At 63.4% G+C, this 25,822-nt stretch carries 23 protein-coding genes and 2 pseudogenes; 11 read left to right on the top strand and 14 right to left on the bottom strand.

What is annotated here, in order from left to right; all coding sequences use genetic code 11:
- Position 1: 1 nt before the first annotated feature.
- The 6 genes and pseudogenes from ureE (at position 2) to HDG37_RS06585 (ending at position 5,263) form a co-directional block, all read left to right on the top strand.
- Positions 2 to 637: an urease accessory protein UreE gene (gene ureE / locus HDG37_RS06610; protein WP_184045490.1), complete on the top strand. Its 636-nt coding sequence runs from the start codon at positions 2 to 4 to the stop codon at positions 635 to 637.
- Positions 624 to 1,304, top strand: a complete 681-nt coding sequence (locus HDG37_RS06605; protein WP_184045971.1) for an urease accessory protein UreF — start codon at positions 624 to 626, stop codon at positions 1,302 to 1,304. The genes ureE and HDG37_RS06605 overlap by 14 nt, the downstream gene beginning before the upstream one ends.
- 20 nt (positions 1,305 to 1,324) lie before the next feature.
- Positions 1,325 to 1,987: an urease accessory protein UreG gene (gene ureG / locus HDG37_RS06600; protein WP_184045488.1), complete on the top strand. Its 663-nt coding sequence runs from the start codon at positions 1,325 to 1,327 to the stop codon at positions 1,985 to 1,987.
- Positions 1,988 to 2,083: 96 nt separating this feature from the next.
- A pseudogene (locus tag HDG37_RS39090) lies at positions 2,084 to 2,161 on the top strand (integrase); the annotation flags it as partial.
- A gap of 739 nt (positions 2,162 to 2,900) precedes the next feature.
- Positions 2,901 to 4,169, top strand: a complete 1,269-nt coding sequence (locus tag HDG37_RS06590) for a RimK family alpha-L-glutamate ligase (protein ID WP_184045486.1) — start codon at positions 2,901 to 2,903, stop codon at positions 4,167 to 4,169.
- A complete protein-coding gene (locus tag HDG37_RS06585; protein WP_184045484.1) occupies positions 4,169 to 5,263 on the top strand; it encodes a phosphoserine transaminase in 1,095 nt (364 codons plus the stop codon). Before HDG37_RS06590 ends, HDG37_RS06585 begins: the two co-directional genes overlap by 1 nt.
- 229 nt (positions 5,264 to 5,492) lie before the next feature.
- Here HDG37_RS06585 and waaA read toward each other — a convergent pair whose 3' ends face one another.
- The 4 genes from waaA to HDG37_RS06565 form a co-directional block, all read right to left on the bottom strand.
- Complete coding sequence (gene waaA, locus HDG37_RS06580; RefSeq protein WP_184045482.1) at positions 5,493 to 6,806, bottom strand: lipid IV(A) 3-deoxy-D-manno-octulosonic acid transferase; 1,314 nt, start codon at positions 6,804 to 6,806, stop codon at positions 5,493 to 5,495.
- Positions 6,807 to 6,894: 88 nt separating this feature from the next.
- A complete protein-coding gene (locus HDG37_RS06575) occupies positions 6,895 to 7,779 on the bottom strand; it encodes a Kdo hydroxylase family protein (protein ID WP_184020906.1) in 885 nt (294 codons plus the stop codon).
- Between the two features lie 80 nt (positions 7,780 to 7,859).
- Entirely contained in the window at positions 7,860 to 8,861 is a 1,002-nt protein-coding gene (gene waaC, locus HDG37_RS06570) for a lipopolysaccharide heptosyltransferase I (protein ID WP_184045480.1), read from the bottom strand.
- Between the two features lie 175 nt (positions 8,862 to 9,036).
- A complete protein-coding gene (locus HDG37_RS06565) occupies positions 9,037 to 10,431 on the bottom strand; it encodes a phosphomannomutase/phosphoglucomutase (protein ID WP_184045478.1) in 1,395 nt (464 codons plus the stop codon).
- 341 nt (positions 10,432 to 10,772) lie between these two features.
- On the opposite strand from HDG37_RS06565, the gene HDG37_RS06560 reads away from it, so the two are divergent.
- The 4 genes from HDG37_RS06560 to galE all read left to right on the top strand — a co-directional run bounded on the left by HDG37_RS06560 (position 10,773) and on the right by galE (position 15,220).
- The gene (locus HDG37_RS06560) at positions 10,773 to 12,035 is read left to right on the top strand and encodes an oligosaccharide flippase family protein (RefSeq protein ID WP_184045476.1); all 1,263 of its coding nucleotides are present in this window, start codon (positions 10,773 to 10,775) and stop codon (positions 12,033 to 12,035) included.
- Positions 12,032 to 12,862, top strand: coding sequence for a glycosyltransferase (locus HDG37_RS06555; protein WP_184045474.1), 831 nt, complete (start codon positions 12,032 to 12,034; stop codon positions 12,860 to 12,862). Before HDG37_RS06560 ends, HDG37_RS06555 begins: the two co-directional genes overlap by 4 nt.
- Positions 12,863 to 13,035: 173 nt before the next feature.
- Positions 13,036 to 14,184: a glycosyltransferase family 4 protein gene (locus HDG37_RS06550; RefSeq protein ID WP_184045472.1), complete on the top strand. Its 1,149-nt coding sequence runs from the start codon at positions 13,036 to 13,038 to the stop codon at positions 14,182 to 14,184.
- Positions 14,185 to 14,197: 13 nt separating this feature from the next.
- On the top strand, positions 14,198 to 15,220 hold the full coding sequence (gene galE, locus HDG37_RS06545; protein WP_184045471.1) for a UDP-glucose 4-epimerase GalE: 1,023 nt from the start codon (positions 14,198 to 14,200) through the stop codon (positions 15,218 to 15,220).
- A gap of 124 nt (positions 15,221 to 15,344) precedes the next feature.
- On the opposite strand, the gene HDG37_RS06540 is transcribed toward galE, so the two are convergent.
- The gene (locus HDG37_RS06540; protein ID WP_184045469.1) at positions 15,345 to 16,904 is read right to left on the bottom strand and encodes a methyl-accepting chemotaxis protein; all 1,560 of its coding nucleotides are present in this window, start codon (positions 16,902 to 16,904) and stop codon (positions 15,345 to 15,347) included.
- Between the two features lie 248 nt (positions 16,905 to 17,152).
- Between HDG37_RS06540 and HDG37_RS06535 the strand changes: the two genes are divergently transcribed.
- The gene (locus HDG37_RS06535) at positions 17,153 to 18,253 is read left to right on the top strand and encodes a glycosyltransferase (protein WP_184045467.1); all 1,101 of its coding nucleotides are present in this window, start codon (positions 17,153 to 17,155) and stop codon (positions 18,251 to 18,253) included.
- A 129-nt stretch (positions 18,254 to 18,382) separates the two neighbouring features.
- Here the strand turns inward: HDG37_RS06535 and HDG37_RS06530 are convergent, their stop codons facing one another.
- From HDG37_RS06530 to HDG37_RS06490, 9 genes and pseudogenes are all read right to left on the bottom strand, one after another.
- Positions 18,383 to 18,640: a hypothetical protein gene (locus HDG37_RS06530; RefSeq protein ID WP_184045465.1), complete on the bottom strand. Its 258-nt coding sequence runs from the start codon at positions 18,638 to 18,640 to the stop codon at positions 18,383 to 18,385.
- A pseudogene (locus tag HDG37_RS06525) lies at positions 18,621 to 19,138 on the bottom strand (DUF2778 domain-containing protein). Before HDG37_RS06525 ends, HDG37_RS06530 begins: the two are co-directional and overlap by 20 nt.
- A 363-nt stretch (positions 19,139 to 19,501) precedes the next feature.
- Positions 19,502 to 19,651, bottom strand: a complete 150-nt coding sequence (locus HDG37_RS40000) for a hypothetical protein (RefSeq protein WP_311539619.1) — start codon at positions 19,649 to 19,651, stop codon at positions 19,502 to 19,504.
- Positions 19,652 to 19,730: 79 nt separating this feature from the next.
- A complete protein-coding gene (locus tag HDG37_RS06515; protein ID WP_184045461.1) occupies positions 19,731 to 20,258 on the bottom strand; it encodes a DUF2778 domain-containing protein in 528 nt (175 codons plus the stop codon).
- Positions 20,259 to 20,659: 401 nt separating this feature from the next.
- The gene (locus HDG37_RS06510; protein WP_184045459.1) at positions 20,660 to 20,917 is read right to left on the bottom strand and encodes a hypothetical protein; all 258 of its coding nucleotides are present in this window, start codon (positions 20,915 to 20,917) and stop codon (positions 20,660 to 20,662) included.
- A complete protein-coding gene (locus HDG37_RS06505) occupies positions 20,898 to 21,416 on the bottom strand; it encodes a DUF2778 domain-containing protein (RefSeq protein ID WP_184045457.1) in 519 nt (172 codons plus the stop codon). The genes HDG37_RS06510 and HDG37_RS06505 overlap by 20 nt, the downstream gene beginning before the upstream one ends.
- Before the next feature lie 467 nt (positions 21,417 to 21,883).
- On the bottom strand, positions 21,884 to 23,764 hold the full coding sequence (locus HDG37_RS06500) for a nucleoside-diphosphate sugar epimerase/dehydratase (protein WP_184045455.1): 1,881 nt from the start codon (positions 23,762 to 23,764) through the stop codon (positions 21,884 to 21,886).
- A gap of 11 nt (positions 23,765 to 23,775) precedes the next feature.
- Positions 23,776 to 24,798: a glycosyltransferase family 4 protein gene (locus HDG37_RS06495; protein ID WP_184045453.1), complete on the bottom strand. Its 1,023-nt coding sequence runs from the start codon at positions 24,796 to 24,798 to the stop codon at positions 23,776 to 23,778.
- A gap of 49 nt (positions 24,799 to 24,847) precedes the next feature.
- The gene (locus HDG37_RS06490; protein ID WP_184045451.1) at positions 24,848 to 25,807 is read right to left on the bottom strand and encodes an NAD-dependent epimerase/dehydratase family protein; all 960 of its coding nucleotides are present in this window, start codon (positions 25,805 to 25,807) and stop codon (positions 24,848 to 24,850) included.
- Positions 25,808 to 25,822: the final 15 nt, after the last annotated feature.

Raw genomic sequence — 25,822 nt, 5'->3', positions numbered from 1 at the left:
CATGCGTACACTGAACAAACTTCTCGCGCCGCATTTGAAGATCGCGCCGGTACTCGTCAAGCGTGCGCCGACCTTGACGCTCGCGTTCGATGAACGTCGCAAGAGCCGTCTCGCCGCGACGCTCGATGACGGCGAGGAAGTCGCATTGCTGTTGCCGCGCGGCACCGTGCTGCGCGATGGCGACGTGCTCGTCGCCGATGATGGCGGGCTCGTGCGTGTCGTTGCGGCTGATGAAGCCGTGCTTGTCGTACGCGCATCGGACGCGTTGACGTTGACGCGCGCCGCCTATCACCTCGGTAATCGTCATACGCCGGTCGAAGTGGGCGCCGATTATCTGAAACTCGAATACGATCCGGTGCTCGCCGACATGCTCGAGCGCATCGGCGCGACGGTCGAGCAGGTGTCGCTGCCGTTTCAGCCTGAAGCCGGGGCGTATGGCGGTGGACATAAGCATGGGCACGACGAGACGTTCGCCGAGGACTATGCGATCGCGCAGCAGGTGTTTGGTGAGCATCATGGGCATGAGCATGCTCATGCCCATGAGGGCTCTTCGCACTCGCACGATCACGACCATGACCACGTGCACGACGAATCGTGCGGACATGGACACCACCCGCATCGTCATGCGCATCGCTGAATTCACCGCGCTGCTGCATCTCGCGTCGCCAGCACTGCCGATTGGCGCGTTCAGCTATTCACAGGGACTCGAAGCGGCGATCGAAGCGCAACTCATCACCGACGCCGACTCCGCGCGCATATGGATCGAACGCGGCCTGACCGACGTGCTCGCGCGCGGCGAGTTGCCGTTCCTCGCGCAGCAGATCGAACGCTGGCGCACGCACGACGCCGTGGAACTCGCCGACGCCAACGCCGAATTCCTCGCGAGTCGCGAGTCCGCCGAACTGCGCCGCGAAACGGAGCAGATGGGCTGGTCGCTGCGACAGCTGTGTGTGTCGCTCGAATGGGGCGACGTGGCGAGACGCGCAACGCTCGCGTCGCTCACGCCACTCGCGCAGCCGAGCGCGTTCGCGTTCGCCGCCTATGCGCACGATGCTCCGGTCGATGCCGCGCTCGCCGCCTATGCGTTCAGCTGGGTCGAGAACCAGGCCGCCGCCGCGTTGAAGGCGGTGCCGCTCGGCCAACTCGCGGGGCAACGCATCATCGTGGCGCTGCGTGAGCCGATCGACGCGGCCGTCGCGCGCGCGCTGGCCACCTCCCGTGACGACCTCAACACGTTCGCGCCGCAGCTCGGCATTCTGTCGGCGCGCCACGAGTCGCAGTATTCGCGGCTCTTCCGCTCGTAGCACGATTCCCACGATCCATCATGAACGCATCTCATCATCCTGCTTCCCATACCGCGAGCCAGATCCGCACGAAGAAGCTGCCGCCGCTGCGCGTGGGCGTCGGCGGCCCGGTCGGCTCGGGCAAGACCACGCTGCTCGAAATGCTGTGCAAGGCGATGCGCGACCAGTACGACCTCGTCGCGATCACGAATGACATCTATACGAAAGAGGATCAGCGTCTGCTGACCGTCGCGGGCGCGCTGCCGGCCGAGCGCATCATGGGCGTCGAGACGGGCGGCTGCCCGCACACCGCGATCCGCGAGGACGCATCGATCAACCTCGAAGCGGTCGACCGCATGCTCACGCGTTTTCCGGATGCGGACATCGTGTTCATCGAATCGGGCGGCGACAACCTCGCGGCGACCTTCAGCCCGGAGCTGTCGGACCTGACGATCTACGTGATCGACGTCGCGGGCGGCGAGAAGATTCCGCGCAAGGGCGGACCTGGGATCACGAAGTCGGATCTGCTCGTGATCAACAAGACCGATCTGGCGCCGCTGGTGGGCGCGAACCTCGACGTAATGGCATCGGACGCGAAGAAGATGCGCGGCGAGCGGCCCTTCGTGATGTGCAATCTGAAGGCGCTCGAGGGCCTCGACGACGTGGTGAAGTTTATTGAAAAGAAGGGGTTGTTGAAGGTGTGAACAAGTAGCGCTGGCGCGTGCGCAGCAAACAGCGACGATCGGCTCCCCCCAGACCTTCAGCGCGGGACATAGTCGAGTCTATTGCCTGCAGGCAACAGGCTTGAAAGTACCGTCAGATATCTCGGCATCGAGGTTGACGACGCGCTTGAGATGGCCGAACAGACGGAAGTCTGAGTGGTGATCGCCGGACAGCAATCGGACGCTGTCGGCCATCTGCGGACGATCGTTCGCCTCCCGCGCGGACATTTGAATGTCGGCTTCGCCCCAGGTACCGGACTTTGCGTTTCGACGACGCCCAACGTGCCGTCGTCCTTCTCAATTGGTTGGACAGCATGGGAAGTCGCCGGGAAGCCGCAGATCCACCCGCTTATTCAGGATTCCCGCTAACAGCGGTCAGCCCCGTGAGATTCACTCTGCGGGTCGTGAACCATGCTTGAGTTTAAGGACGGAAAACGGTCACCGTTGACCTGTCGTCGCCTCAAAGTCCTCTGAATAGGTGGTCAATCGCCCCTCTTTTCCCTCGTTTGGTTCAGCCCCAAGCTCGTATCATGGGCTGCACATTGCGGTTAATGCAGTATGTCGGACACGTTTTGGGTTACAAAAATCCTGACGTTTCTATTGAAGGAAAAGATACATGTCAATTGCAAAGCGACGCGCGAGCTCGGCCAGATTGTCCCTCGTAGCCAACACATCGAGTGCTGTCGCGATTCCCGCGGACTGTAAAGCAGCGACATCCGGGCCGATGCCAGAAGCATGGTTCGAGGAAGAAGTCGGCTACGTCGGCGAAATGCCGGCGTGTACCCGCATCCCGACTGACACCCACCGTCAATGACCTGAGTGAACTTCACGTAAAAGTAATGCCGGCGAGCGCATTCTTTCGCCCCGGGTATCGCTCCACTGAAACGCGCCATTCATGAATACTGTTCGAACTGAATTAACGGGTGATGCCGGCCTTCCATCGATGCATCAGCCACTGGGACTGGCTGCGTTGCTCCGGGCGGCAACGGCTGGGAGCGATCTGACGCCGCTGGGGGAAAGCCTGCTCGAGCACATAAAGCGCCAAGACGACCCGTACGCTCTGCTTGATTTGTCGCTAGTGTTGCAATTGAAATACCAGAAGGCGGCCGCTCTCGCCGTCCAGCAGCAAGCGCTTCTAATGACCAGACATTATCGGTTAAAGAGCGCCCAGACGATCAAGACTCCTTTGAAGGTGCTGGTGCTCAAGGCTCCGGGCGATCTGATGGCGAACACGCCTTTTGAGTGCCTGCTTGAGAACGCCGACCTGCAGATAGAGGTCCTGTATGTCGACACGCGGCCGCTGGGGGATGCCGAATTGCCCGAGCACGACGTTATCTTCGTTGCGGCATGCGCGTCGGATGAAACCGCGGGCGTTCTTGCCCAAATCGCGTCGCTGACGAGCGGGACGGGTTGCCGCGTACTAAACCGGTCCGAACACATTGCGAAGACAATGCGTGACACCGCCTATGCTCTGCTGGGCGCTGCCCCCGGTATCTGTATGGCCCACACGGTGCGCCTTTCCCGTGAGCGGGTCAACGAAGCGGCTTCAGGAGCGTTGCAGTTGACCGAGGTACTCGGCGCAAACTATCCGCTCATCATACGGCCGATAGGATCGCACGCCGGACAAGGTCTGGCAAAAGTGTCTGACGCTCAGGAACTCGCGCGCTACATGGCTGAGTCTGACGCCGTCGAATATTACATGGCGCCTTTTATCGACTACAGCAGCGCCGACGGTCTGTTTCGCAAATACCGGATCGTGATGATCGAGGGAACGCCATTCGTGTGCCATATGGGCATCTCGAAGGAATGGATGGTTCACTACCCTTACGCGGAAATGTCGACGCATCCCGACCGGCGAGCGGAAGAATCGCACCTGATGGCGAGCTTTGACACCGATTTTGCTGTGCGTCACCGCGAGGCGTTTCGCAACGTCGCGGAATTGACCGGTCTCGATTACGTAGGATTCGATTGCGCTGAAACGAGCGATGGCCGGCTACTCATATTCGAGATCGCGACGGGCATGGTTGTGCATGACTTGGACGACCAGAGCATCTTTCCTTATAAGGTTCCGCAAATTCGCCGGGTTGCTGACGCCTTTCATGAAATGCTGTGCCGCGCGGCTGCGAACGCATACAAAATCCAACGGCTGGCCTCGGAGGCATAGTGAAGTCCAATGCATTGAATTTTTCCGGTGGTCCCGGAGCGCTCCCTGAAACGGTGCTGGAACAGACGCGCATAGCGATTACCGCGTTACCGGAAACCGGCATCTCCGTACTCGGCATGAGCCATCGCTCGGACTGGTTTCGCTCCATACTGGACGAAGCGGAACAGAATCTGCGCGTTCTGCTCGGTATATCCGACGACTACGCCATTACCTTTCAGCAGGGCGGCAGTAGTCTGCAGTTCGCGATGATCCCGATGAATTTTGCCGCGAAAGGATTCGCCCCGTCCGAATATGTGACGTCCGGCTACTGGAGCGGTCGGGCGACCTCGGAGGCGGCCAAGGTGACTGAGAGGAAAGTTGCGTGGGACGGCCACGCGACGGGCTACCGGCAGTTGCCCGTCCTCGATAAACTGGACATCTCCGGCTCTGCCGCCTATCTGCACTACGTGTCGAACGAGACCGTGGAAGGTTTGCAATTTCCGGTTTGCGAAGAGGCGACGCAGGTACCGCTGATTGCGGACATGTCGTCCGATTTTCTGTCGAAGCCCATTCGGCCAGACGCATACTCGATGATTTATGCTCACGCCCAGAAGAACCTGGGTCCGGCTGGGGTAACGGTAGCGGTAATCAAGCGTTCGCTGCTTGAACGGATCCCCGACGGCTTGCCGGCGATCCTCGATTTTCGCACCCACGTCTCGCACGGTTCCAACTACAACACGCCGCCGGTATTCGCGATCTATGTGCTGACGTTGATTACGCGCTGGCTGCGCTTCGATGTTGGCGGTCTGCACGCGATGCAAAGCATCAATGAGAGAAAGGCCCGGCGGCTGTATGACACGCTGGACGCTTTGGAGGGGGTCGTGACCGTCCACGCGGACCGTCGCTGGCGCTCACAAATGAACGTGGCTTTTAAATTCGGTGATTCTCGGCTCGGCGATGCGTTTATCGGGGCGGCTCGTGAACAGGGTATCGTTGGACTAGAGGGGCACCGTTCAATTGGCGGGTTGCGTGCGTCTCTATACAACGCCGTTACAGAGCAAGCCGTGGACATTCTGGCAAACGCACTAACGGAATTCAGTATGCAACGGGCCTGAACAGCAATGCCGGTTCTCACGTTGACGTGCCGTGCGACTCGAAGGAATAAATGACCGCTGCACCCCAAAAAGCTGCCGATGAGGTGGCGTCTGGTTTAGAGTCCGAAGTGGGTCGCTACCCAAATTTTTTCACTATCTGCGGCAGCACGTTCACATTAACCAGCACGGTCTGCACTTTCCGCGTCATCCGACGAAGCATCACGCCGCGTTGCACGTCATCCGCCCATCCCTACTCCGGCAACAACGCCGCCAACACATCCACCGTCCTCGCCGTCGCCCCGCGATGCCTCGCCGCAAACGCGGCAGCCGCACCGCCCATCGCGAGCCGCCGCGACTTGTCGCCGAACAGCGCGCGCAGCGCGCGCGCCAGATCGGCCGGGTCCTGCACCTGCACGGCGGCACCGGCCGAGACCGCATCGGCGGTGGCTTGCGTGAAGTTGAAAACGTGCGGCCCGATCAGCACCGGCACGCCGACCGCGCACGCTTCGATCAGGTTCTGTCCGCCAAGCGGCAACAGACTGCCGCCGATAAACGCAAGATCCGACGCCGCGTAGTAAGCGCCCAACTCGCCCATCGAATCGCCGAGCAGCACGTTCACGTCGCGAGGCAGCGGCGCCACGCCATCGTCGGCGGTGCGCGCCGCCGACGCGACCTTCGCATCGGGCGCCCAACTCGATCGCCGTTCGAGCCGCAACCCCGCTTTCTCGACGAGCGCCGCGACTTCATTGAAGCGCTGCGGATGACGCGGCACCAGAATCAGCAGCGCATCGTCGATGCCGAGCGCCGCGAACGCCTCAAGCACGAGCGCTTCTTCGCCCTCGCGCGTGCTCGCCGCGACCCACACGTGGCGCGTGCCGATCGCCGCGCGCCACGCGTGGCCGCGTGCCGCGAGTTCGGGCGGCGTGCTCATGTCGAACTTCAGATTGCCGAGCACCGCGACATTGCGCGCGCCGAGCGAGGTCAACCGCTCGGCATCGGACGGACTCTGCGCGAGCACGCGCGCGAAGCCGCCGAACACGTCCTTCGTCGCACCGCCGAATTTCGACGCGCGCTTGAACGAACGTGCCGACATCCGCGCGTTGGTCAGCACGAGCGGCACGTCGGCGCGACGGCACTCGTCGATCAGGGTCGGCCACACCTCGGTTTCCATCACGAGACCGAGCGACGGCCGCCACCCGCGCAAGAAGCGCCGTACCGCATGCGGCATGTCGTACGGTAGATAACTGCGCAACACGCGGTCGCCGAAAATCTCGATGCCGGTCGCGCGGCCGCTCGGCGTCATGTGCGTAAGCAGAATGCGCGCGTCGGGGCGCGCCTTCGTCAGCGCATCGATCAGCGGCTGCGCGGCGCGCGTCTCGCCGACCGACACCGCATGCACCCAGATCAACGGCGCGCTGTCCTCCAACAAGCGCCCGCGCGAATAACCGAAGCGCTCGCCGATATGCTCGCGATAACCGCGCTCCTTACGCGAACGGATCAACAGACGCAGCACCGCAAGCGGCGCGATGAGCCACCAGAGCGCGCGATAGATCGCCCTTAGCATCGGCGCCCCGCGTGATTCGCAAAGCGCAGCGCGCTCACTCGCGCGATGCGGGCCGGCATCTGCCCGGCCCTCGAATCGACCGCCGCGCTCAAACCAGCGCCCTGCCCTTCAGGCGCTCGAGAATGCCGAGCGGCGCGCATTCCGGCTGCGCCATCGCCTTCACTGGCAGGAAGAAAGTCTGCTCCAGCATGAACTGGCCGGACATCACCGCATGCGAGGTCTGGTCGGAGAAGCACACCCACACGCTGCCCGGTGGAAACGGCATGGTCTGTTGCGGGCTCGTCTTCTGATAGTCGAGGTCGGCCTTCATGCCGTCGTGCAGACTGAGCATCAGATGATCGTATTCGCTGCGCAGCGATTTGGTCACGTGCAGCAGGTTCAGCAGCCACGCGGAGCCGGGCATCTGCGGCTTGATACGCGGCAGGAAGCGCTGCGCCATGTCCTCGAACGGCTCGCCGACGCGCCATACCCGCGGCACGCCATGCGGATTGACGTTGGTGAACACGCGCAGGATGCGCTCGCCGTAATTCGGCCGCGACGGAAACGCGTCGACGTGCAGACGGCTATCGTCCTTGCGCCACGAGGTTTCGCGAGTCTCGACCTGATGCAGCCGCAGGCTCGTCGGCGCGACCCGCAGCTTGCCGCTGTATTCGGGGAAGAGCCCGTCGACGAGCGTGCGCGCATTCGCCTGATAACGCGCGATCAACGCGCGCACCGCCGATTGCGTGACCGCATCGCCGGCCACGCCATGCAGCGCGCCGCCGTTCGGTTCGAGGCTGATGTTCTTGCGGTTCGGATCGGCGAGCGCCGGGTCGAGCAGCGCCTGCTCGCCACCGTCGATCGCGAAGCGCAGGTTCGGGAAGTACAGCACCTTGCCGCGCTCGACGCCGGCGAGCAGCGTCTCTCGAGGCACGGACAGGTTGCAGCCGTGCCAGTCGGCGTTCGCTACTTCGATGATCTGGGTTTCGTTCATGGTCGCCCTTTGGAACGGAGGGTGCGCAAGGCGAAGCGCACCGACAGGATGCAGCAGGTGCTGATGCCGGCCGGCCCGGGTTACAACAGCCCGAAGCCGGCAAGCACCGACTTCACCTGCTGCAGCGTAGGCGGCTGCCCCGCCGCGCCGAGATTGACGACGTTCGGCGACCAGTAGCCGCCGGTGCGCCACGCGGTCGAGAAATTGTACAACTCGAGCGTGGGCCGCTTCAGCGCCGCCGCGATATGGACCAGACCTGTGTCAACCCCGACCGTCGCGGCCGCGCCATCGATCAGCCCCACCACCGCCGGCAGCGACAGCTTCGGCGGCACGATCGCGGCCGCGCCGAACTCCTTCGCGAGCCGCTCGCTGGTCGCGCGCTCGGCGTCGCTGCCCCACGGCAGCACGATCGACGCGCCGCGCCGCACCAGCGCCTGCCCGAGTTCGATCCACGCGGCATCGGGCCACTGCTTGTCGGCGCGCGAAGTCGCGTGCACGAACACCACGTACGGCACCGGCAGATTCAGATTCGCCTGCGACAGCGCGAGCGCGGCACGGCCCGTGTCGAGACCGAAGTCGATGTCGTCGGTGGGTTGCGGCGGCGGATCGTTCAGCGCCGCGGCCACCAGTTGACGCGTGCGTTCGACCACGTGCGTGCGCGGCGCGATCGGCACGCGCCGCCCGTAGAAAAAGCGCACCGGCCATTCGTAGCCGGCGCCTTCGGTACGGTTGCCGAGGCCGACGAGCGGTCCGCGCGCCATGTTCGCGAGCCACGCGGTCTTGATGAGGCCCTGGCAGTCGATCACCAGATCGTAGTGCTCGGCGGCGAGCGCGCGGTGAAACGCGCCGATCTCGCGCCAGTTGTCGACGGACAGGATGCGCTTGCGCCAGCGCCGCAGCGACACCGGAATCGCGCGCCGCACGCCGGCCACGAGTTCCACGAGCCCGACGAAGCTTTCCTCGACGAGCCAGTCGATCTGCGCGTCGGGATGGCGGCGCCGGATGTCGGCGATCACGGGCATGTTGTGAACGACGTCGCCCAGCGACGACACCCTCACGATCAGTATCTTTTGCGCGCTCAAGAGTGAGAAAACCGGCTATCCGGCTCGAAGATGCGTTGAAAGGACCGCAATTCTAGCGCGCCGTCCATGAAAGACATGAAAAACGCGGCGCGGTAAGGCAACCCGCGCCGCGTTCGGTAGGGGCGACGCTTCGAGCCGTCTTGACGAACTTCGAAGCGCCGCGCCGCATCAGCCGTCAGAACGGCAGTTTCGCATCGGCCTTCTCCGCGAGAATCACGCGGCGGAAGTCGTCCTGGATGCGTTTGAGCGCCGCGTCGTTGTCGGCCTCGAAACGCATCACCACGACCGGCGTCGTGTTCGACGAACGCGCGAGGCCGAAGCCGTCCGGATACTCGACGCGCAGACCGTCGATCTTCACGACGTTGTCCGCGCCGGTGAACTTCGCGTTCTGCTGCATACGCGCGATCAGCTCGAAGTTCTCGCCTTCCTCGAGTTTCAGCTGCAGCTCGGGCGTGGAGTGCGAGTTCGGCAGCGAGTTCAGCAGCTTGCTGGGGTCGGCGACACGCGTGAGGATCTCGAGCAGACGCGCTCCCGTGTACAGGCCGTCGTCGAAGCCATACCAGCGGTCCTTGAAGAACACGTGGCCGCTCATTTCGCCAGCCAGCGGCGCGCCGGTTTCGCGCAGCTTCGCCTTCACGAGCGAGTGGCCGGTCTTCCACATCAGCGGCTCGCCGCCCTTGTCCTTGACCCACTTCGCGAGATTGCGCGTGCACTTCACGTCGTAAATGATCTGCGCGCCCTTGTTGCGCGACAGCACTTCTTCGGCGAACAGCATCAGCTGACGGTCCGGGTAGATGATCTGGCCGTCTTTGGTGACGACGCCGAGGCGGTCGCCGTCGCCGTCGAACGCGAAGCCGATTTCCGCATCCGTTTCCTTCAGCGCGCGAATCACGTCTTCGAGGTTCTCCGGGTGCGCCGGGTCCGGGTGGTGATTCGGGAAGTTGCCGTCGACTTCGGTGAACAGTTCGACGAGTTCGCAGCCGAGCTTCCTGAACAGCTTCGGCGCGAGCCCACCGGCCACGCCGTTGCCGGTATCGACGACGATCTTGATCGGACGCGCGAGCTTCACGTCGCTCGCGATGCGCTCGAGATACGCGTCGGCGATGTCGTACTCGGCGTAGCTGCCGCTGCCGTCGGCGAAGTTCTCGTCGACGATGCGCTGATGCAGCGCGAGAATCTGCTCGCCGTAAATGGCCGCGCCGCGCAGCACCATCTTGAAGCCGTTGTAGTCCGGCGGATTATGGCTACCCGTCACGACGATGCACGAGTCGACGCGGCGCTCGCCGCCCGCCAGTTTCAACGGTACGCTCGCCGCGAAGTAGCCGACCGGCGTGGGCACCATGCCCACGTTCACGACATCGACGCCGGCCGCACGCAGGCCGTCGGACAGCGCCCCGATCAGCTCGGGGCCCGACAGGCGTCCGTCGCGCGCGACCACGACCGCGTCGCCGCCCTGCGCGCGCACTTCGCTGCCGAATGCGCGACCGATGGAACGCGCGGCGTCGGCGTCGAGCGTCTTGCCAATGACGCCACGAATGTCATACGCCTTGAAAATGGATTTGGAGATCATGTTGGCTCACTTGCGTGCAATGGAAAATTTTGACCTGCGCACCGATCTCGACCGGTAACAATCGCCGGTTAAAACGCGGCAAAAATTCGCGTTAAAAACCACGTAATACTCACGTTAAAAACACCTGTTACCGCGCCTCGATGCGCCCTTGCCGGAAGCGGTCCGGTTCCAACTTATAATTGCGTTTTTCTGACCAGCCTGAATACCGCCATTCTAATGCTTAGACGCCCTCCATTTGTAAAGTTGCCGTGGCTGCCGGCCGGGCGGGCGAATGCGCATAGCGCCGCATGCATGGCCGTGCGAGGCGGCTTGACCGACGCGCAGCGGCGAGCGGCCAACGGATGCTGACGGTCAAGCGCTTCGCCAATCCCGACGTCACCCGAGCGTTTACGAACATCGTCTGGCTGGGTCTCGAGCGGCTCACGCAGATCGGCGTCGCAATCGTGATCAGCGGCATGCTCGCGCGTTACTTCGGGCCCGAAACGTTCGGCAAATGGCAGTACGCGAATACGCTGCTGCTGGTGCTGTCGCCGATCACCTGGGTCTGCGGCGCGGAAATCCTCGTACCGACCATCGTCAACCGGCCGCCCGAACAACTCGGCACCGTCCTCGGCAGCGCGTTCGCGTTGCGCTTCTCCGTCTCGGCCGTTGCGCTGCTGCTCACGTGGCTCGGCATTGCGCTGCACTTCTTCGAACCGCTCGTCGGTGCGATGCTCGCCGGCCTCGCGGTGACGATGCTGTTTCGCGAGCCGTTCGTCGGCGTGATCAACGCGTGGCTGCAAAGCATGACCTACAGCAAGCCGCAATTGCTGACCAGCATGAGCACCGCGGTGATCAAGGCGGCTCTCGTCTATCTGCTGGTGCGCGCGACGGCCGCGCCCGCGCGTTTCGGCTGGCTGTGGGCGCTCGAATCGGCGGCGATCGGCGCGGTGCTGTTGCTCTACTTCATGCGCCGGCATGGCGGCAAGCTGGGCTGGCATGTCGAACGTTCGTTCTTCAGGCACTTCGCGAGCGCGGGCACCGTGTTCTGGCTCGGGCTCATCTGTATGTATCTATTTCTGAAACTGGACCGGCTGATGCTCGAGCGCGCGATTTCGTTCGCCGACCTCGGTCGCTACTCGGCCGCCCAGCAGTTGAATGAAAACTGGATCACGCTCGCGCTGATGCTCGCGCAAACCATTGCGCCCGCATTCGTCTACCGCGTGCAAGGCATCGCGCAACTGCGCCGCAACATGTGGCGGCTCACCGCGCTGAGCGCCGTGCTGATGGTGTGCGGCGCGTTCGTGCTCGATCTGCTCGCGGGCTTCATCATCCGCCGTGTGTTCGGGCCGGACTTCGAAGGCGCGATCGAAATCTTCCGCTGGGCCGTGTGGCTGTCGGTGCCCGCCGGCGTCGAGGCGATCGGCAATCTGGTCGTGCTCAAATATCAGGCCAAGTTCGTGTTGCTCGCCAAGTGGCTGCTCGCGCTCGCCGTCGCGTTCGCGGTCAATCTGCTGGCGATCCCGCGGCTCGGCGCGTATGGCGCGCTCGTCGGCCTCGCGGCCGGCTATCTGGCGGCCGTCTCGGTCAATCTTTATTACATCCGTTTCAAATTGCGCCCATGACGAATTCATCCGCCACCGCGCAAACCACGCTCGACGACGTCGCGGTGCTGATCCCCGCCTATAACGGCCAGGCGGACGTCGATTCTACGCTCGCGTCGTTCGAAGAAAGTGCGCTGGTGCACGTACTGATCGTCGATGACGGCAGCACGCCGCCAATCGTCGCGCCCACGCTGCCGAACCTGAAGATCGAAGTGCTGCGCATGGCGCAGAACGGGGGCATCGAGCGTGCGCTGCGAACCGGCATCGACGCGCTCGCGCAGCGCGGCTTTCGCTATGCGGCGCGCATCGACGCGGGCGATCGCGCGGTGCCACAGCGGCTCGCGAAGCAGCGCGCGTTCATGCAAGCGCATCCGAACGTGGCGGGCCTCGGCATGTGGACCCAGGTCGTCACGCGCGCGGGCGAGCCGCTTTTCATGCTGACGCCGCCGGCCGCGCCGAACGTGATCCGGCGCCAGCGCTTTTTCCGCTCGTGCCTCGCGCATCCGTCGATGATGCTGCGTATCGATGCCGTCCGCACAGTCGGCAACTACCGCGCCGCGTATCGTTCGGCGGAGGACCTCGATCTGTTCGTACGTCTGATGGAACGCTATGACTGCGCGAATCTGCCGGAACTCGGTCTTTTCTATGAGCTGAACGAAGGCGGCATCAGCGCGACGAAACGGCGCCGGCAGATCGGTTCGACGCTGCGTTTGCAGTTGCGCTACTTCAACGTGGCCAATCCGTACGACTGGTTGGGCCTCGCGAAGAATCTGTTGCATCTGATGCTGCCTTATCGCACGTTGCAGCGGGTCAAGCGCGTGCTGCTCACGCCGCGCGCGAACCGTTGAGTCGCGCCGCGTGTGAACGCTGTCGTTGTCGTTGTCGTTGTCGTTGTCGTTGTCGTTGTCGTTGTCGCTGTCGCTGTCGCAGTCGCTTCATTCGCTGAGGTTCGCGCCGCATCGTAGGGCGCTGTCTTCGTATCAATGGTCCACACTTCATTCAACGCCCGGCATTTCTTCGCATGAAGCCCTCTTTCAAGTCGACGCCCGCGCTACGCATTACACTCGTTTGCAACACGGCCTGGGCAATCTATACCTATCGGCAACGGCTGATCCGCACGCTGATCGGGCGCGGCGTCGACGTGACGGTGCTCGCGCCGCGCGACCGCACGTTCGAGTTGCTCGCCGCGATGGGCTGCCGTTGCATCGAGCTGCCGATGGCGTCGAAAGGCACGAGTCCGGGCGAAGATCTGCGCACGCTCGTCGCGCTGTATCGGCAGTACAGGACCATCCGTCCGCATGTCGTGTTTCACTACACGATCAAGCCGAACATCTACGGCTCGATCGCGGCGAAGCTGGCCGGCGTGCAGTCGGTGGCGGTCACCACCGGGCTCGGCTACGTGTTCATCCAGCACAGCCGCGCCGCGCAGATCGCCAAAAGGCTGTATCGTTTTGCGTTCCGCTTTCCGCGTGAAGTGTGGTTCCTGAATCGCGACGATCAGGCCGCGTTCATCGACGGCAAGCTGCTCGTGCATCCGGAGCGCGCGCGGCTGTTGCACGGCGAGGGCGTCGATCTCGAGCAGTTCGCGTTCACGCCGCTGCGCGAGCGCGCGGAGTTTCGCTTCGTGCTGATCGGGCGGCTGCTCTGGGACAAAGGCGTCGGCGAATACGTCGAGGCCGCGCGGCAATTGCGCGCGCGCTACCGCCACGCGCGCTTTCAGCTGCTCGGGCCGGTCGGCGTCGACAATCCGAGCGCGATCACGCGCGACGAAGTCGCCGCGTGGGAACAGGAAGGCGTGATCGAATATCTGGGCGAGGCGCACGACGTGCGGCCGTTCATCGCCGATGCCGATTGCGTGGTGCTGCCGTCGTATCGCGAAGGCGTGCCGCGCACGCTGATGGAAGCGTCGGCGATGGGCCGGCCGATCGTCGCGACCGACGTGCCCGGCTGCCGCGAGGTGGTGGCCGACGGCCTCAACGGCTTGTTGTGCGAAGCGCGCAATGCGCAGAGCCTTGCCGCGAGTCTCGCACGCATGCTCGACATGAGCGGCGCGGAGCGGCGCGCGATGGCGGAACGCGGCCGGCAGAAAGTCGCAACCGAATTCGACGAACGCATGGTCGTCGAAACCTATAAAGACCTGGTGCAAAAAATCACGGGTGTTTTACTTTAATGGGAGCAACAGCATGACCACGAAGGGCACGATTCTGGTAACGGGCGGCGCGGGTTTCATCGGCTCGCACACCTGCGTCGAACTGCTGAACGGCGGCTACGACGTCGCGGTGATCGACAACCTCGTGAACAGCAAGCGCGAAGCGTTGCGGCGCGTCGAGAAAATCACCGGCCGTGCGGTGAGCTTCTACGACGACGACGCGCGCGACGCAGCCGCGCTGCAGCGGATTTTCGATGCGCATCCGATCACCGGCGCGATCCATTTCGCGGCGCTGAAAGCGGTCGGCGAGTCGGTCGCGAAGCCGATCGAGTACTACGCGAACAACGTCGGCAGCCTGCTGACGCTACTCGGCGTGATGCGCGATCGCAACGTCAAGCAGTTCGTGTTCAGCTCGTCGGCAACGGTGTACGGCGTGCCGAAGAGCTCGCCGATCGACGAATCGTTCCCGCTGTCGGCGACCAATCCGTATGGTCAATCGAAGCTGATCGCCGAGCAGATCCTGCGCGATCTCGAAGTGTCGGACCCATCGTGGCGCATCGCGACGCTGCGGTACTTCAATCCGGTCGGCGCGCATGAAAGTGGCCTGATCGGCGAAGATCCGGCCGGCATTCCGAACAACCTGATGCCGTACGTCGCCCAGGTCGCGGTCGGCAAGCTCGACAAGCTGCGCGTGTTCGGCGGCGACTACGAGACGCCCGACGGCACCGGCGTGCGTGACTACATCCACGTGGTCGATCTCGCGCGCGGGCATCTCGCCGCGCTCGATGCGCTCGTCGAGCGCGATGCGAGCTTCGTCGTCAATCTCGGCACGGGCCAGGGCTATAGCGTGCTCGACGTGGTGCGCTCGTTCGAGAAGGCGTCGGGGCGGCCGGTGCCGTACGAGATCGTCGCGCGCCGCCCGGGCGACGTCGCGCAGTGTTTCGCGGACCCGAGCGCGGCCGAGAAAATCATCGGCTGGCGCGCGCAGTTCGGCATCGAGCGCATGTGCGCGGACCACTGGCGCTGGCAGTCGACGAATCCGCAGGGGTTTGCATAAAGCGCTTCGGCACCAGCGCATCCCGTTAAAAAATGGCGGCGGCATTCGCGTAGCGCGGATGCCGCCGCCGTTTGCTTTGGTGCTCACCTCGTCAGGACGGTGAGCGCCGTGGCTGCTGAACGCGTTACGCCGTTGCCCCTTCCAGCTGGAACACCGCGACCGCATCACGCAACGCCATCGCATGCTCTTCCAGCGACTTCGCCGCGGCCGCCGCCTGCTCGACGAGCGCCGCGTTGTGCTGCGTGACCTCGTCGATCTGCGACACCGCCTTGTTGACCTGCTCGATGCCGTCGCTCTGTTCGAGCGCCGACGCCTCGATCTCGCTCATCACGCCGGTCACGCGCTCGACGGCCTTCAGCGCTTCCTGAATCGTCTTCTGCGCATCCGACACCAGCGACGCACCCTCCTCGACCTTCGCCGCCGACTCGCCGATCAGCTCCTTGATCTCCTTGGCCGCCGCGCCCGAGCGCTGCGCGAGACTGCGCACTTCCGAGGCGACCACCGCGAAGCCGCGTCCCTGCTCGCCCGCGCGCGCCGCTTCGACGGCCGCGTTCAACGCGAGAATGTTGGTCTGAAACGCGATCCCCTCGATCATGCCGATGATCTCCGTGACCTTGCGCGACGACTCGCTGATGCCGTCCATCGTCTCCGTCACGCGCGACACCACCTTGCCGCCGCGCGTGACCGTATCGAGCGCGCCGTGCGCGAGGCGGTTCGCCTGCCTGGCGTTGTCGGCGTTTTGTTTCACGGTCGCCGACAGCTGCTCCATGCTCGCCGCGGTCTGCTGCAGCGCGGCCGCCTGCTGCTCGGTGCGCGCCGACAGATCGGCATTGCCCGACGCGATTTCGTTCGCGCCCTGCGTGATCGCGCTCGTGCTGCCGCGCACCTTGCCGACCGTTTCCACGAGGCCGTCGCGCATCCGCGTCAGCGCGCCGAGCAGCTGGCCCATCTCGTTGCGCGATTTCACCTTGATCGCGACGCTCAGGTCGCCGGCCGCGATGCGCTCGAAGTGCTTGACCGTCGCGTTGACCGGCTTGATCAGCGCCGAGGACAACGCGACCCGAGCGCCCACCGCGATCACGAGCGCGATCACCGCTATCGCGCCGAACAGCACTGTCGCGAGCTGGAAGCGTCGCGCGCCGGTCGCGGCCTGCTGATGCTGATTGTCCATCTGCGCTTTTTCGAGCGCGTCGATCGCTTTCGAGTAGGACGCGTACAGGCTGTTCGCCGTGTCGCCCTGGATGTTGCGGAAGGTGTTGAAGTCGAAGTCGGTCAATGCCTTGAATTCCGGTTCGATCGCCTTGTCGACGAGCGCCGCGCGCGCGTCGCCGACGCTCTGCGCGAGCTTGCGCTCTACGTCGCTCGCGAACGGGCCGGCCATGTAGTTGCGGAAGTCGTGGTTCGATTCGAGCAGCACCTTGTGCGCGGCCGGCAGCAGATCGTCGGTCTGCTTGCCGACGCTGAACAAGGTCTGATAGGTGCCCAATGCGAGCTGCACCTGCAGAAGCTTCTCGGAACTCGCCTTCAGATGCGACAGCGCGACCGCACTGCGCTGCGTGTCGTCGAGGCTGTCGTTGGCGAGCTTCAGCGCGCCGTAGCCGACAGCGATCACCGTCAGAAGAAAGGCGACGAATACGCTGATCACGAGCGTCAGTCCGCCACGAATTGTGATGTTATTAAGCATTGGGTCTCCGGAACGCCTTTGTTGCGCGCGACTTACACTTCGTCGCATCCAGGTTTACGGTTGCGGCGCGCGCGCGCCGCATAGGGGGAATCCATGAGGAGCGAGCGCTCACGGGCCCGTGCGGGCCGCTTCGGTCTCGCTATCTGGGATTTTTTGCCGGCCTGGATCAAAGCTTCGCGCCCGTGCCGCGCGCCGGCCGCCGCACGTTTCGTTTGTATAATTCCGCGTCTTCGCACAGGCCCACTTTCATGCTTAGTTTTGCGCTCGGCTTTCTCGTCTCTCTGCTGATCACGCTGTTGATCGTGCGCTATGCGCATCTGCATGAAAAGTTCTCGACCGACACCGATCTGGCCGGCGTCCAGAAATTCCACGTGCGGCCGGTGCCGCGCATCGGCGGGACTGGGATTCTGCTCGGGCTGATCGTCTCCGCGGTGCAGTTGCATCGCGCGTATCCGGCCGTATCGGGCAGCATTCTCGGGTTGATCGCGTGCGGCATGCCGGCGTTCGGCTCGGGGCTCGTCGAGGATCTGACCAAGCGCGTGTCGCCGCTCGCACGCCTGATCTGCACGATGGCGGCCGCCGCGCTCGCCTGGTTCTTTCTCGACATCGCGGTCACGCGCATCAGCGTGCCGCCGCTCGACTTTCTGTTGTCATATGCGGCGATCTCGTTCGTGGTCACGGTGCTCGCGGTCGCGGCGCTCGCCAACGCGATCAATATCATCGACGGCTTCAACGGCCTCGCGTCGATGGTCGCGTTCATGATGTTCGCGTCGCTCGCGTATGTGGCGTTCCAGGTGCACGACCCGGTCGTGCTGTCCGCGTCGTTCATGATGATGGGCGCGGTGCTCGGCTTCTTCATCTGGAACTTCCCGGCCGGGCTGATTTTTCTCGGCGACGGCGGTGCTTACTTCATCGGCTTCATGCTCGCCGAGCTGTCGATCCTGCTCGTGATGCGCAATCGCGACGTATCCGCGTGGTATCCGGTGCTGCTCTTCATGTACCCGATCTTCGAGACCTGCTTCTCGATCTACCGCAAGAAGTTCATTCGCGGCATGTCGCCGGGCATCCCGGATGGCGTGCATCTGCATATGCTGGTCTACAAGCGGCTGATGCGCTGGGCGGTCGGCGCGCGCACCGCGCGCGAGCTGACGCGCCGCAACTCGCTGACGTCGCCGTATCTGTGGCTGCTGTGCCTGATTGCGGTCGTGCCGGCGACGCTGTTCTGGCGGCACACGCTGCATCTGTTCTGCTTCGTCGTGGTGTTTGCGGCGACTTATGTGTGGCTTTATGTGAGCATCGTGCGGTTCAAGTCGCCGCGATGGATGGTGGTGAGGAAGGGGAAGCGGTGAGCAGAAGCGACAAAGGCTGAAATCGGCTCACTCGGCTCGAAATGTAGCAATAAATCCCTCTCTTCACGAGATTCCTCCAAATTCATCAACGCACGGGATAAACAAAAGCCCCGTCGCCGGGGCTTTCGTCTACTTCGTGCGATACGACCGCCATAGCTTCAGGATCGCCACATACGCCAGCGCCGCCACGATCAGTTCGATAGTCACCCACACCATGTAATACAGGTCATCAGGGTCACGCACACCGAGCCAATCGGAAGCCGCCCAATATGCATTCGACTCGCTTTCTGTCCACTCGTAGGGATACGGCCGGACATAAAGAACAGAGAGAACGAACAGCGCCAGAAACAACGTGCCCTTGAACAGTCTACGGGCAAGTGTTGCCATATGTGACGACCTCAATTGTTCCGTAGGCCCGAAGCCCCGAAATGCCGGCAGGGATCGTCATGGTGCGCAGCAGCGCATTGCGGATTCTCATGAAATCGCTATGGCTCGGCAAGGTATGCAACCAAGTGATGCGCCGTGCCCGCCTGCTGGATGCAACCGGAACTGCCCACGCTTGACACCATTGACCCAAGTGAAATCATCGACTAGTCCATCATCCCGATACAGGGCGAACCAGTCACCGTGATTCGACGGATGGCCGAAAACGGCATTCAACGCGTCTTTTCCCCATGCGTAAGCCTGTGAACGGATGCCGCCAGTCGGACGGTCGACGATCCAGTATTTGCCGGCGGGAATCGGCCCCTTGCTAGGCACAGCCGTGCAGCCGCCCCGATTGCGGTATTGCCGGTCGCCAGAATAAGCGTCAAAGGTGCCGATGCCAGAAATGGTGAGCGGTGATAGTGGCTCGTTATTCACGAGGAATTTGCCGGTGTAGGCCATATGTCACACCTCCTGATTACGCTGACTGTAGGTCATTGCGTCCTCAACAGGTTCCTCCCGTCGTGGAACCTTGACCGTAAGCGCGCGTGCCCCTGGCGCGCTACAGGTCGATTCCCGATTTGCCGCCTCCTTCGCCTGGGCAAAAAAAGCGCGCCACAAGGGCGCGCAAAACATTTGCATCACAGATAAAAGAGCTAACCGAACCGCCGCCTCAGCGAGAAAGCGATACCGGGTTGCGACGATTCAATGCTAGGTGTATGTGCCGGGCGCAGGCTTCAGACGACTCCGAAAAGCCGGGGCGTGCGCGATGGTCGTCAACTCTCCTGAGCAAAAATAGAAAAGTCCCGTCGCCGGGGCTTTCGTCTACTTCGTGCGGTACCACCGCCATAGCTTCATGATCGCCACATACGCCAGCACCGCCACGAGCAGTTCGATAGTCATCCACAGGCCGATATACAGGTTTTCGGGATCGCCGATACCTAGCACCTCCGAAGCGTGTATCCATGCACGCATCTCAGACTCGGTCCACCCATCGTCGTACGGTCGGACAAATCGGAATGACAGAAGGTACAGACTTATAAACAGCAGGACTTTAAGCACCCTTCGGACAGGTGTTGCCATAGGTGATGACCTCAATTGTTCCGTAGGCGCGAAGCCCCGAATTGCCGGCAGGGATCGTCATGGTGTGCAGGAGTGAGTTGCGGATTCTCAGGAAATCCGTACGGCTCGGCAGGGTAATGCAGCCAAGCGAAACACCCCGACCACCTGCCGGATGCAACCTGAAGTTTCCACGCCGCACGCCGTTGATCCATGTGTAATCGTCGATTAGCCCATCATCACGATACAGTGCAAACCATTCACTGTGATCGGTCGGGTGCGACGAGTAGTAATTGAACTCATCTTTTAACCACGTTTCTACCGCAGAGCGCACGCCGCCAGTAGGGCGCGGGACGATCCAGTACTTGCCAGCGGGGATCGGCCCGTTATTGGGAACCATTGTGCAGCCGCCCCGATTGCGGTATTGGCCGTTGCTGGAATAGGCGTCGAATGTGCCGATGCCATTAATGGTGAGCGATGACAGCGGCGCGTTGTTCACGAGAAATTTGCCGAAGTAAGCCATGTTTCACGCCTCCTGATTGCGCTGGCTGTAGGTCATTGCGTCCTGCATAGGTTCCTCCCGTTGGTGAGCCTGGACCGTAAGCACGCGTGCCGCTGGCGCGCTACAGGTCGATTCCGGATTTGCCGCCTCTTGCGCCTGGACAAAAAAAAGCGCCACAGGGGCGCGCAATACCTTTGCATCACAGAAAAAGAGCCAACCGGGGCGCCACCTCAGCGGGAACGACATACCGGGCGGCGATGGTTCAATGCTAGGTGTATGTGCCGGGCGCAGGCTTCAGACGACTCCGAAAAGCCGGGGCATGCGCGATGGTCGTCAACTCTCCTGGGCAAAATCGGGATAGGGGCATGCCTCGCGGCCCGACCCCTCCCACAATAGAAAAGCCCCGTCGCCGGGGCTTTCGTCTACTTCGTGCGATACCACCGCCATAGCTTCATGATCGCCACATACGCCAGCGCCGCCGCGATCAGTTCAATCGTCACCCACACCACGAAATACAAATCTTCGGGATCGCGGACACCAAGCCAACGCGAAGCACCAAACCATGCGCGCGACTCGCTTTCTGTCCACTCATAATGGTACGGACGGACATAGAGCAGAGAGAGATAGCACAGGCCGATAAACAGGGCGACCTTGAACACCCTACGGGCAAGTGTTGCCATATGTGATGACCTCAATTGTTCCGTAGGCGAGAAGGCCCGAACTGCGCGCGGGGATTTTGACCGTGTGCAGCAGCGCGTTGCGGATTCTCATGAAATCGCTATGGCTCGGCAGCGTGATGCAGCCAAGCGAAATCCCGCGTCCGCCTGCCGGATGCAAACGGAACTGCCCGCGTTTGACGCCATTAATCCACGTCAGATCATCAATCGTCCCATCATCACGATATAGCGCGAACCATTCACCGTGATTCGATGGGTGACCCATTGCTGCATTCCACTCATCTTTTGCCCATGCAAACACCTGAGAACGGATGCCGCCCGTGGGGCGGTCCACGATCCAGTATTTACCGGCAGGGAGCGGCCCATCATTAGGCACCATCGTGCAGCCGCCCCGATTGCGATATTGATTGTTGCCTGAATACGCGTTGAACGTGCCGATGCCAGAAATGGTGAGCGGTGATAGTGGCTCGTTATTCACGAGAAATTTGCCGGTGTAGGCCATGTGTCACGCCTCCTGATTGCGCTGGCTGTAGGTCATTGCGTCCTGCATAGGTTCCTCCCATTGGTGAGCCTTGACCGCAAGCGCGCGTGCCGCTGGCGCGCTATAGGTCGATTCCGGATTTGCCGCCTCTTGCGCCTGGACAAAAAAAACGCGCCACAGGGGCGCGCAATACCTTTGCATCACAGAAAAAGAGCCAACGGAGCCGCCACCTCAGCGGGAATGACATACCGGGCGGCGACGGTTCAATGCTAGGTGTATGTGCCGGGCGCAGGCTTCAGACGACTCCGAAAAGCCGAGGCGTGCGCGATGGTCGTCAGCTCTCCTGGGCAAAAAAAAAGCCCCAGCAGATCTGTAGGGGCTCTTATCTATAAACATCCGGCGGCCAATTTCAACGGGCCAAATGACCTGCCTTCGCGGGTACTGATTCAATGCTTCGACTACTCCGATCACTCGCGGCGGCGGAACGCCTACGACACCCGCGTCGCCGGCGCCACACTACGCAGCGTCGTCGCCGTCGCCGGCAGATACTCCGGCACCCAGCGCCGCAGATCGCGCCGCACTTCATCGTCGGCCGGCACGCGATGCTGCATCAGCCACGGCAGCAGATTGTCGATCAGGCTGTCCGGCACCTCGCGCGCCTGTGCGATGCGCAGCTTCGGGTGCGGCGTGCGCGTGGTGGTTTCGTCGTCCGCGAGCAGTTCTTCGTAAAGCTTCTCGCCCGGACGCAAACCCGTGAACACGACGCGAATCTGCTCTTCGGTGAAACCGTACAGGCGGATCAGATCGTGCGCGAGATCGGCGATTCGCACCGGCTTGCCCATGTCGAGAATGAAAATCTCGCCGCCGCGCCCCATGCTCGACGCCTGCAACACGAGTTGCGACGCCTCCGGAATCGTCATGAAGAAACGCGTGATTTCCGGATGCGTGACGGTCACCGGCCCGCCGCGCGCGATCTGCTCCTGGAACTTCGGAATCACGCTGCCCGCGCTGCCGAGCACGTTGCCGAAGCGCACCGTTTCGAACTGCGTGCGCCGCGCGCCCTGCTGCTGCAGCGCCGAGCACGCCATCTCCGCGAGCCGCTTGCTCGCGCCCATCACGTTGGTCGGGTTGACCGCCTTGTCGGTCGAGATCAGCACGAAATGCGCGACGTCGTGGCGGATCGCCGCGCGCGCGACGCGGTACGTGCCAAGCACGTTGTTGCGCACCGCCTGCCACGTGTTGACCTCTTCCATCAACGGCACATGCTTGTAGGCCGCCGCATGAAACACGATGTGCGGACAGTAGCGCGCCATCACCTGATCGAGCAGCAGCGAGTCCTTCACGTCGCCGACGATCGGCACCACCGACACTTCCGGATATTTGTCGCGCAGCTCTTCGTTCAGCCGATAGATCGAGAACTCGGAGATGTCGAACGCGACCAGTTGCACCGGACCGAAGCGCAGGATCTGCCGGCATAGCTCCGAGCCGATCGAGCCGCCCGCGCCCGTCACCATCACGACGCGGTTTTTCAGCAGCGCGGCGACGTGCTCGGTGTCGATCGTCACCGGGTCACGGCCGAGCAGGTCTTCGAGATCGATCTGCCGCACGCGCGACAGGAACGCCTGACCTTGCGTGAGCGGCGTGAGCGCGGGCAGCGTCATCGCGCGTACGCCGGCGCGCACGCACAGCGTGGCGATGTGCCGATGCGCCTCCACCGACGCCGACGGCACCGCGATGATCACATGCTCGACCTTCAGCTCCGTGCAGATTTTCTGCAGATCGCTGATCGCACCAACCACGCGATAGCCGTAGATTTCACGGCCCTGCTTGATCGGATCGTCGTCGAGCAGACCGACGAGGCGCCACTGGCCCGAGCGCTTCAGCTCGCGCACGAGGTTCGCGCCGGCATTGCCCGCGCCGAGCACGAGCACCGGCTTGCCCTGGCCGACCAGTCCGCCGTAGCGATAGAACTCCTTGGCCGCGCGATACAGCGCGCGTGAGCCGCCCATCGTCAGGAACAGCAGCATCGGCGACACGATCAGCACCGAGCGCGGCACGACCGGCGCCGGCTGCAACAGCGCCGAGCCGATCACGACGACGAGCGCGCCGACGCCGATCGCTTTCGCGATCCGCACGAGATCGGGCAGGCTCGCGAACACCCACATGCCGCGATAGAGGCCGTAGCTGCGGAACATCACCGCGTAGATCAGCAGCACCCACACGAGCGCATGCAACCCGCTCGACCAGAACGGCGCGGGCACCGGTCCGTTGAACCGGATCACATAGGCCAGCAGCCAGGCCATTGCCACCGCGCACAGGTCGAACGCAAACGCACTGAACGAAAGCCATCTGGCTTTGAAGCTTTTCATTGCGCAGAACCTCAGATTGGCCCGGAACGGGACACATGGCGCCGCCAGCGGCGATCAATACACAGCCCCGCGACCACGAGCACGGCAGCCCATGCGACGACAACCAGCCATTGATACAGAAGAGCGAATTGTAGCGCCCAGACAGCAAGCATTATGCCCACCGCCATGAACAGATACCAAATCCACGCGGTCGATGCGTGCCCGAAACCCGACTGCACCAGTCTTTGATAGTAGTGTTCACGATGCGCCTGCCAAAATTTTTCACCGCGCAGCAGGCGCTTGAGCAGCGTGACCGACGCGTCGCCGATGAACGGCGCGAAGCACAGCGCCGGAAACCACACCGGCCATACCCCCTCGCGCCACCCCCAATAGCCGAGCGCGCCGGCCAGAAAGCCGAGCGGGATCGAGCCGGCGTCACCGAGAAAGATGCGCGCTGGGTGAAAGTTGAACAGCAGAAAGCCCGCGGCCGCGCCTGTGACGATCAGGCTCGCCGTCGCGAGCGCCGGGTCCGCGTGCGACGACACCGAGGCGGCCACCGCATAGCCGCCGAAGCCGAACAGCGCCATGCCGCCCGCGAGGCCGTCCGAGCCGTCCATGAAGTTGTAGAGATTGACGAGCCACACGAGCAGAACCGCCATGCACGCGAGCGCCCACCACGGCACGTCGGCCGGATAGACGGCGATCAGTGCCGCCACCGCCGCCGCATGACCGCCGAAGCGCACGCGTGCGGGCAGGCCACGTCGATCGTCGATCTGCGATAGCGCCGCGAGCAGCGCCGCGGCAAGCGCGGGCAGCCACAGCGACGGCGCCGCCAGCGCGATCAGCAGCACCGCGACCGGTACGATGCCCCAGCCGCCGACGCGCGGCGTCGGGCGCGTGTGCAGCGAGCGGTCGTTGGGGATGTCGGTGGCGAGCCGCCACGCGAGGCCAGTGCGCAGCAGCGTCCACAGGATCGCCGCGCAGGCGGCGAGCGCGGCGACGCCCCACGGCAGTAGAGAGACGACGGAAGAGGCGGAGTGTGCAGCGAGCGGCATCGATAGCGTTAGCGGTTCAGGTCGGAGTCAAGGCGGGTTCAACCCGTGGTCAATGCGTCGAGCGATACCACGCCGCGGTTTCGAGCAGCCCATGCTCGACCGTATGCGGCGCAGACCAGTTCAGACATTCGCGGATATGCGAACTGTCGACGCGCAGCTCGCCGATCAATCGATCGATCTGCGCCGAGCGGCCGGTCAGGCGACCCGCGAGACGCAGCAGGCTGGCCGGCACCGGCACGAGCCGCGCGGGCACGTGAAGCTGCGTGGCCAGCAGACGCGCGAGTTCCGGCACGCTGAGGTCGCGGCCGTCGGTCACATGGAAGGTTTCGCCGGCCGCGCGCGGATCGGTCGCGCAATGCACGAGCGCGTCCGCGAGGTTATCGACGAACACGAGGCTGCGCAGCGCGCTGAGCGCGCCGAGCGGCAACGGAATGCCTCTCGCGACCGCGTTCATCAGCTGCAGGAAGTTCGCGCGCACGCGCGGCCCGTAGACCAGCGGCGGCCGCACCACGACGACTTCGAGACCCGTCGAGCGGCCGTAGTCGAACAGCGCGCGCTCGGCTTCCAGTTTCGAGATGCCATACGCATCGGACGGCGCGGGCTGATCCGTTTCAGCGATCGGCCGGCCGCTGCTCGCCTCGCCCATCGCCTTGATGCTGCTGACGAACACGAAGCGCCTCGCGCCCGCGCGCCGCGCCGCGGCCGCGACGCGCAAGCTGCCCTCGACATTGGTCGCGCGATAGGCGGCGAGCGGCTCGGTCAGGGTCTCCCGCATCACGTGCACGCGCGACGCCAGATGGATCACCGCATCGCAAGTGAGCGCGACCGGCCAGCGCTGGTCAATGCCCGCAAAGTCTTCGGTATCGAGCAGCCATTCGCCCACGCCCTCGGCGGCCGTGTGCGGCCGGCGCACCACGCCAGTCACGCGATCGCCCCGCCGCAGCAACGCGCGGGACACCGGCTGGCCGACGAAACCGTTGGCGCCGGTGACGAGGATCTGCAGACTCATCGCAATGCTCCGTCA

The sequence above is a fragment of the Paraburkholderia sp. MM5384-R2 genome (assembly GCF_014201025.1).
In the GTDB taxonomy this organism is placed as follows: domain Bacteria; phylum Pseudomonadota; class Gammaproteobacteria; order Burkholderiales; family Burkholderiaceae; genus Paraburkholderia; species Paraburkholderia tuberum.
Note: the sequence above shows the minus strand (reverse complement) of the source record. Positions and strands in the feature narration are given on the sequence as shown.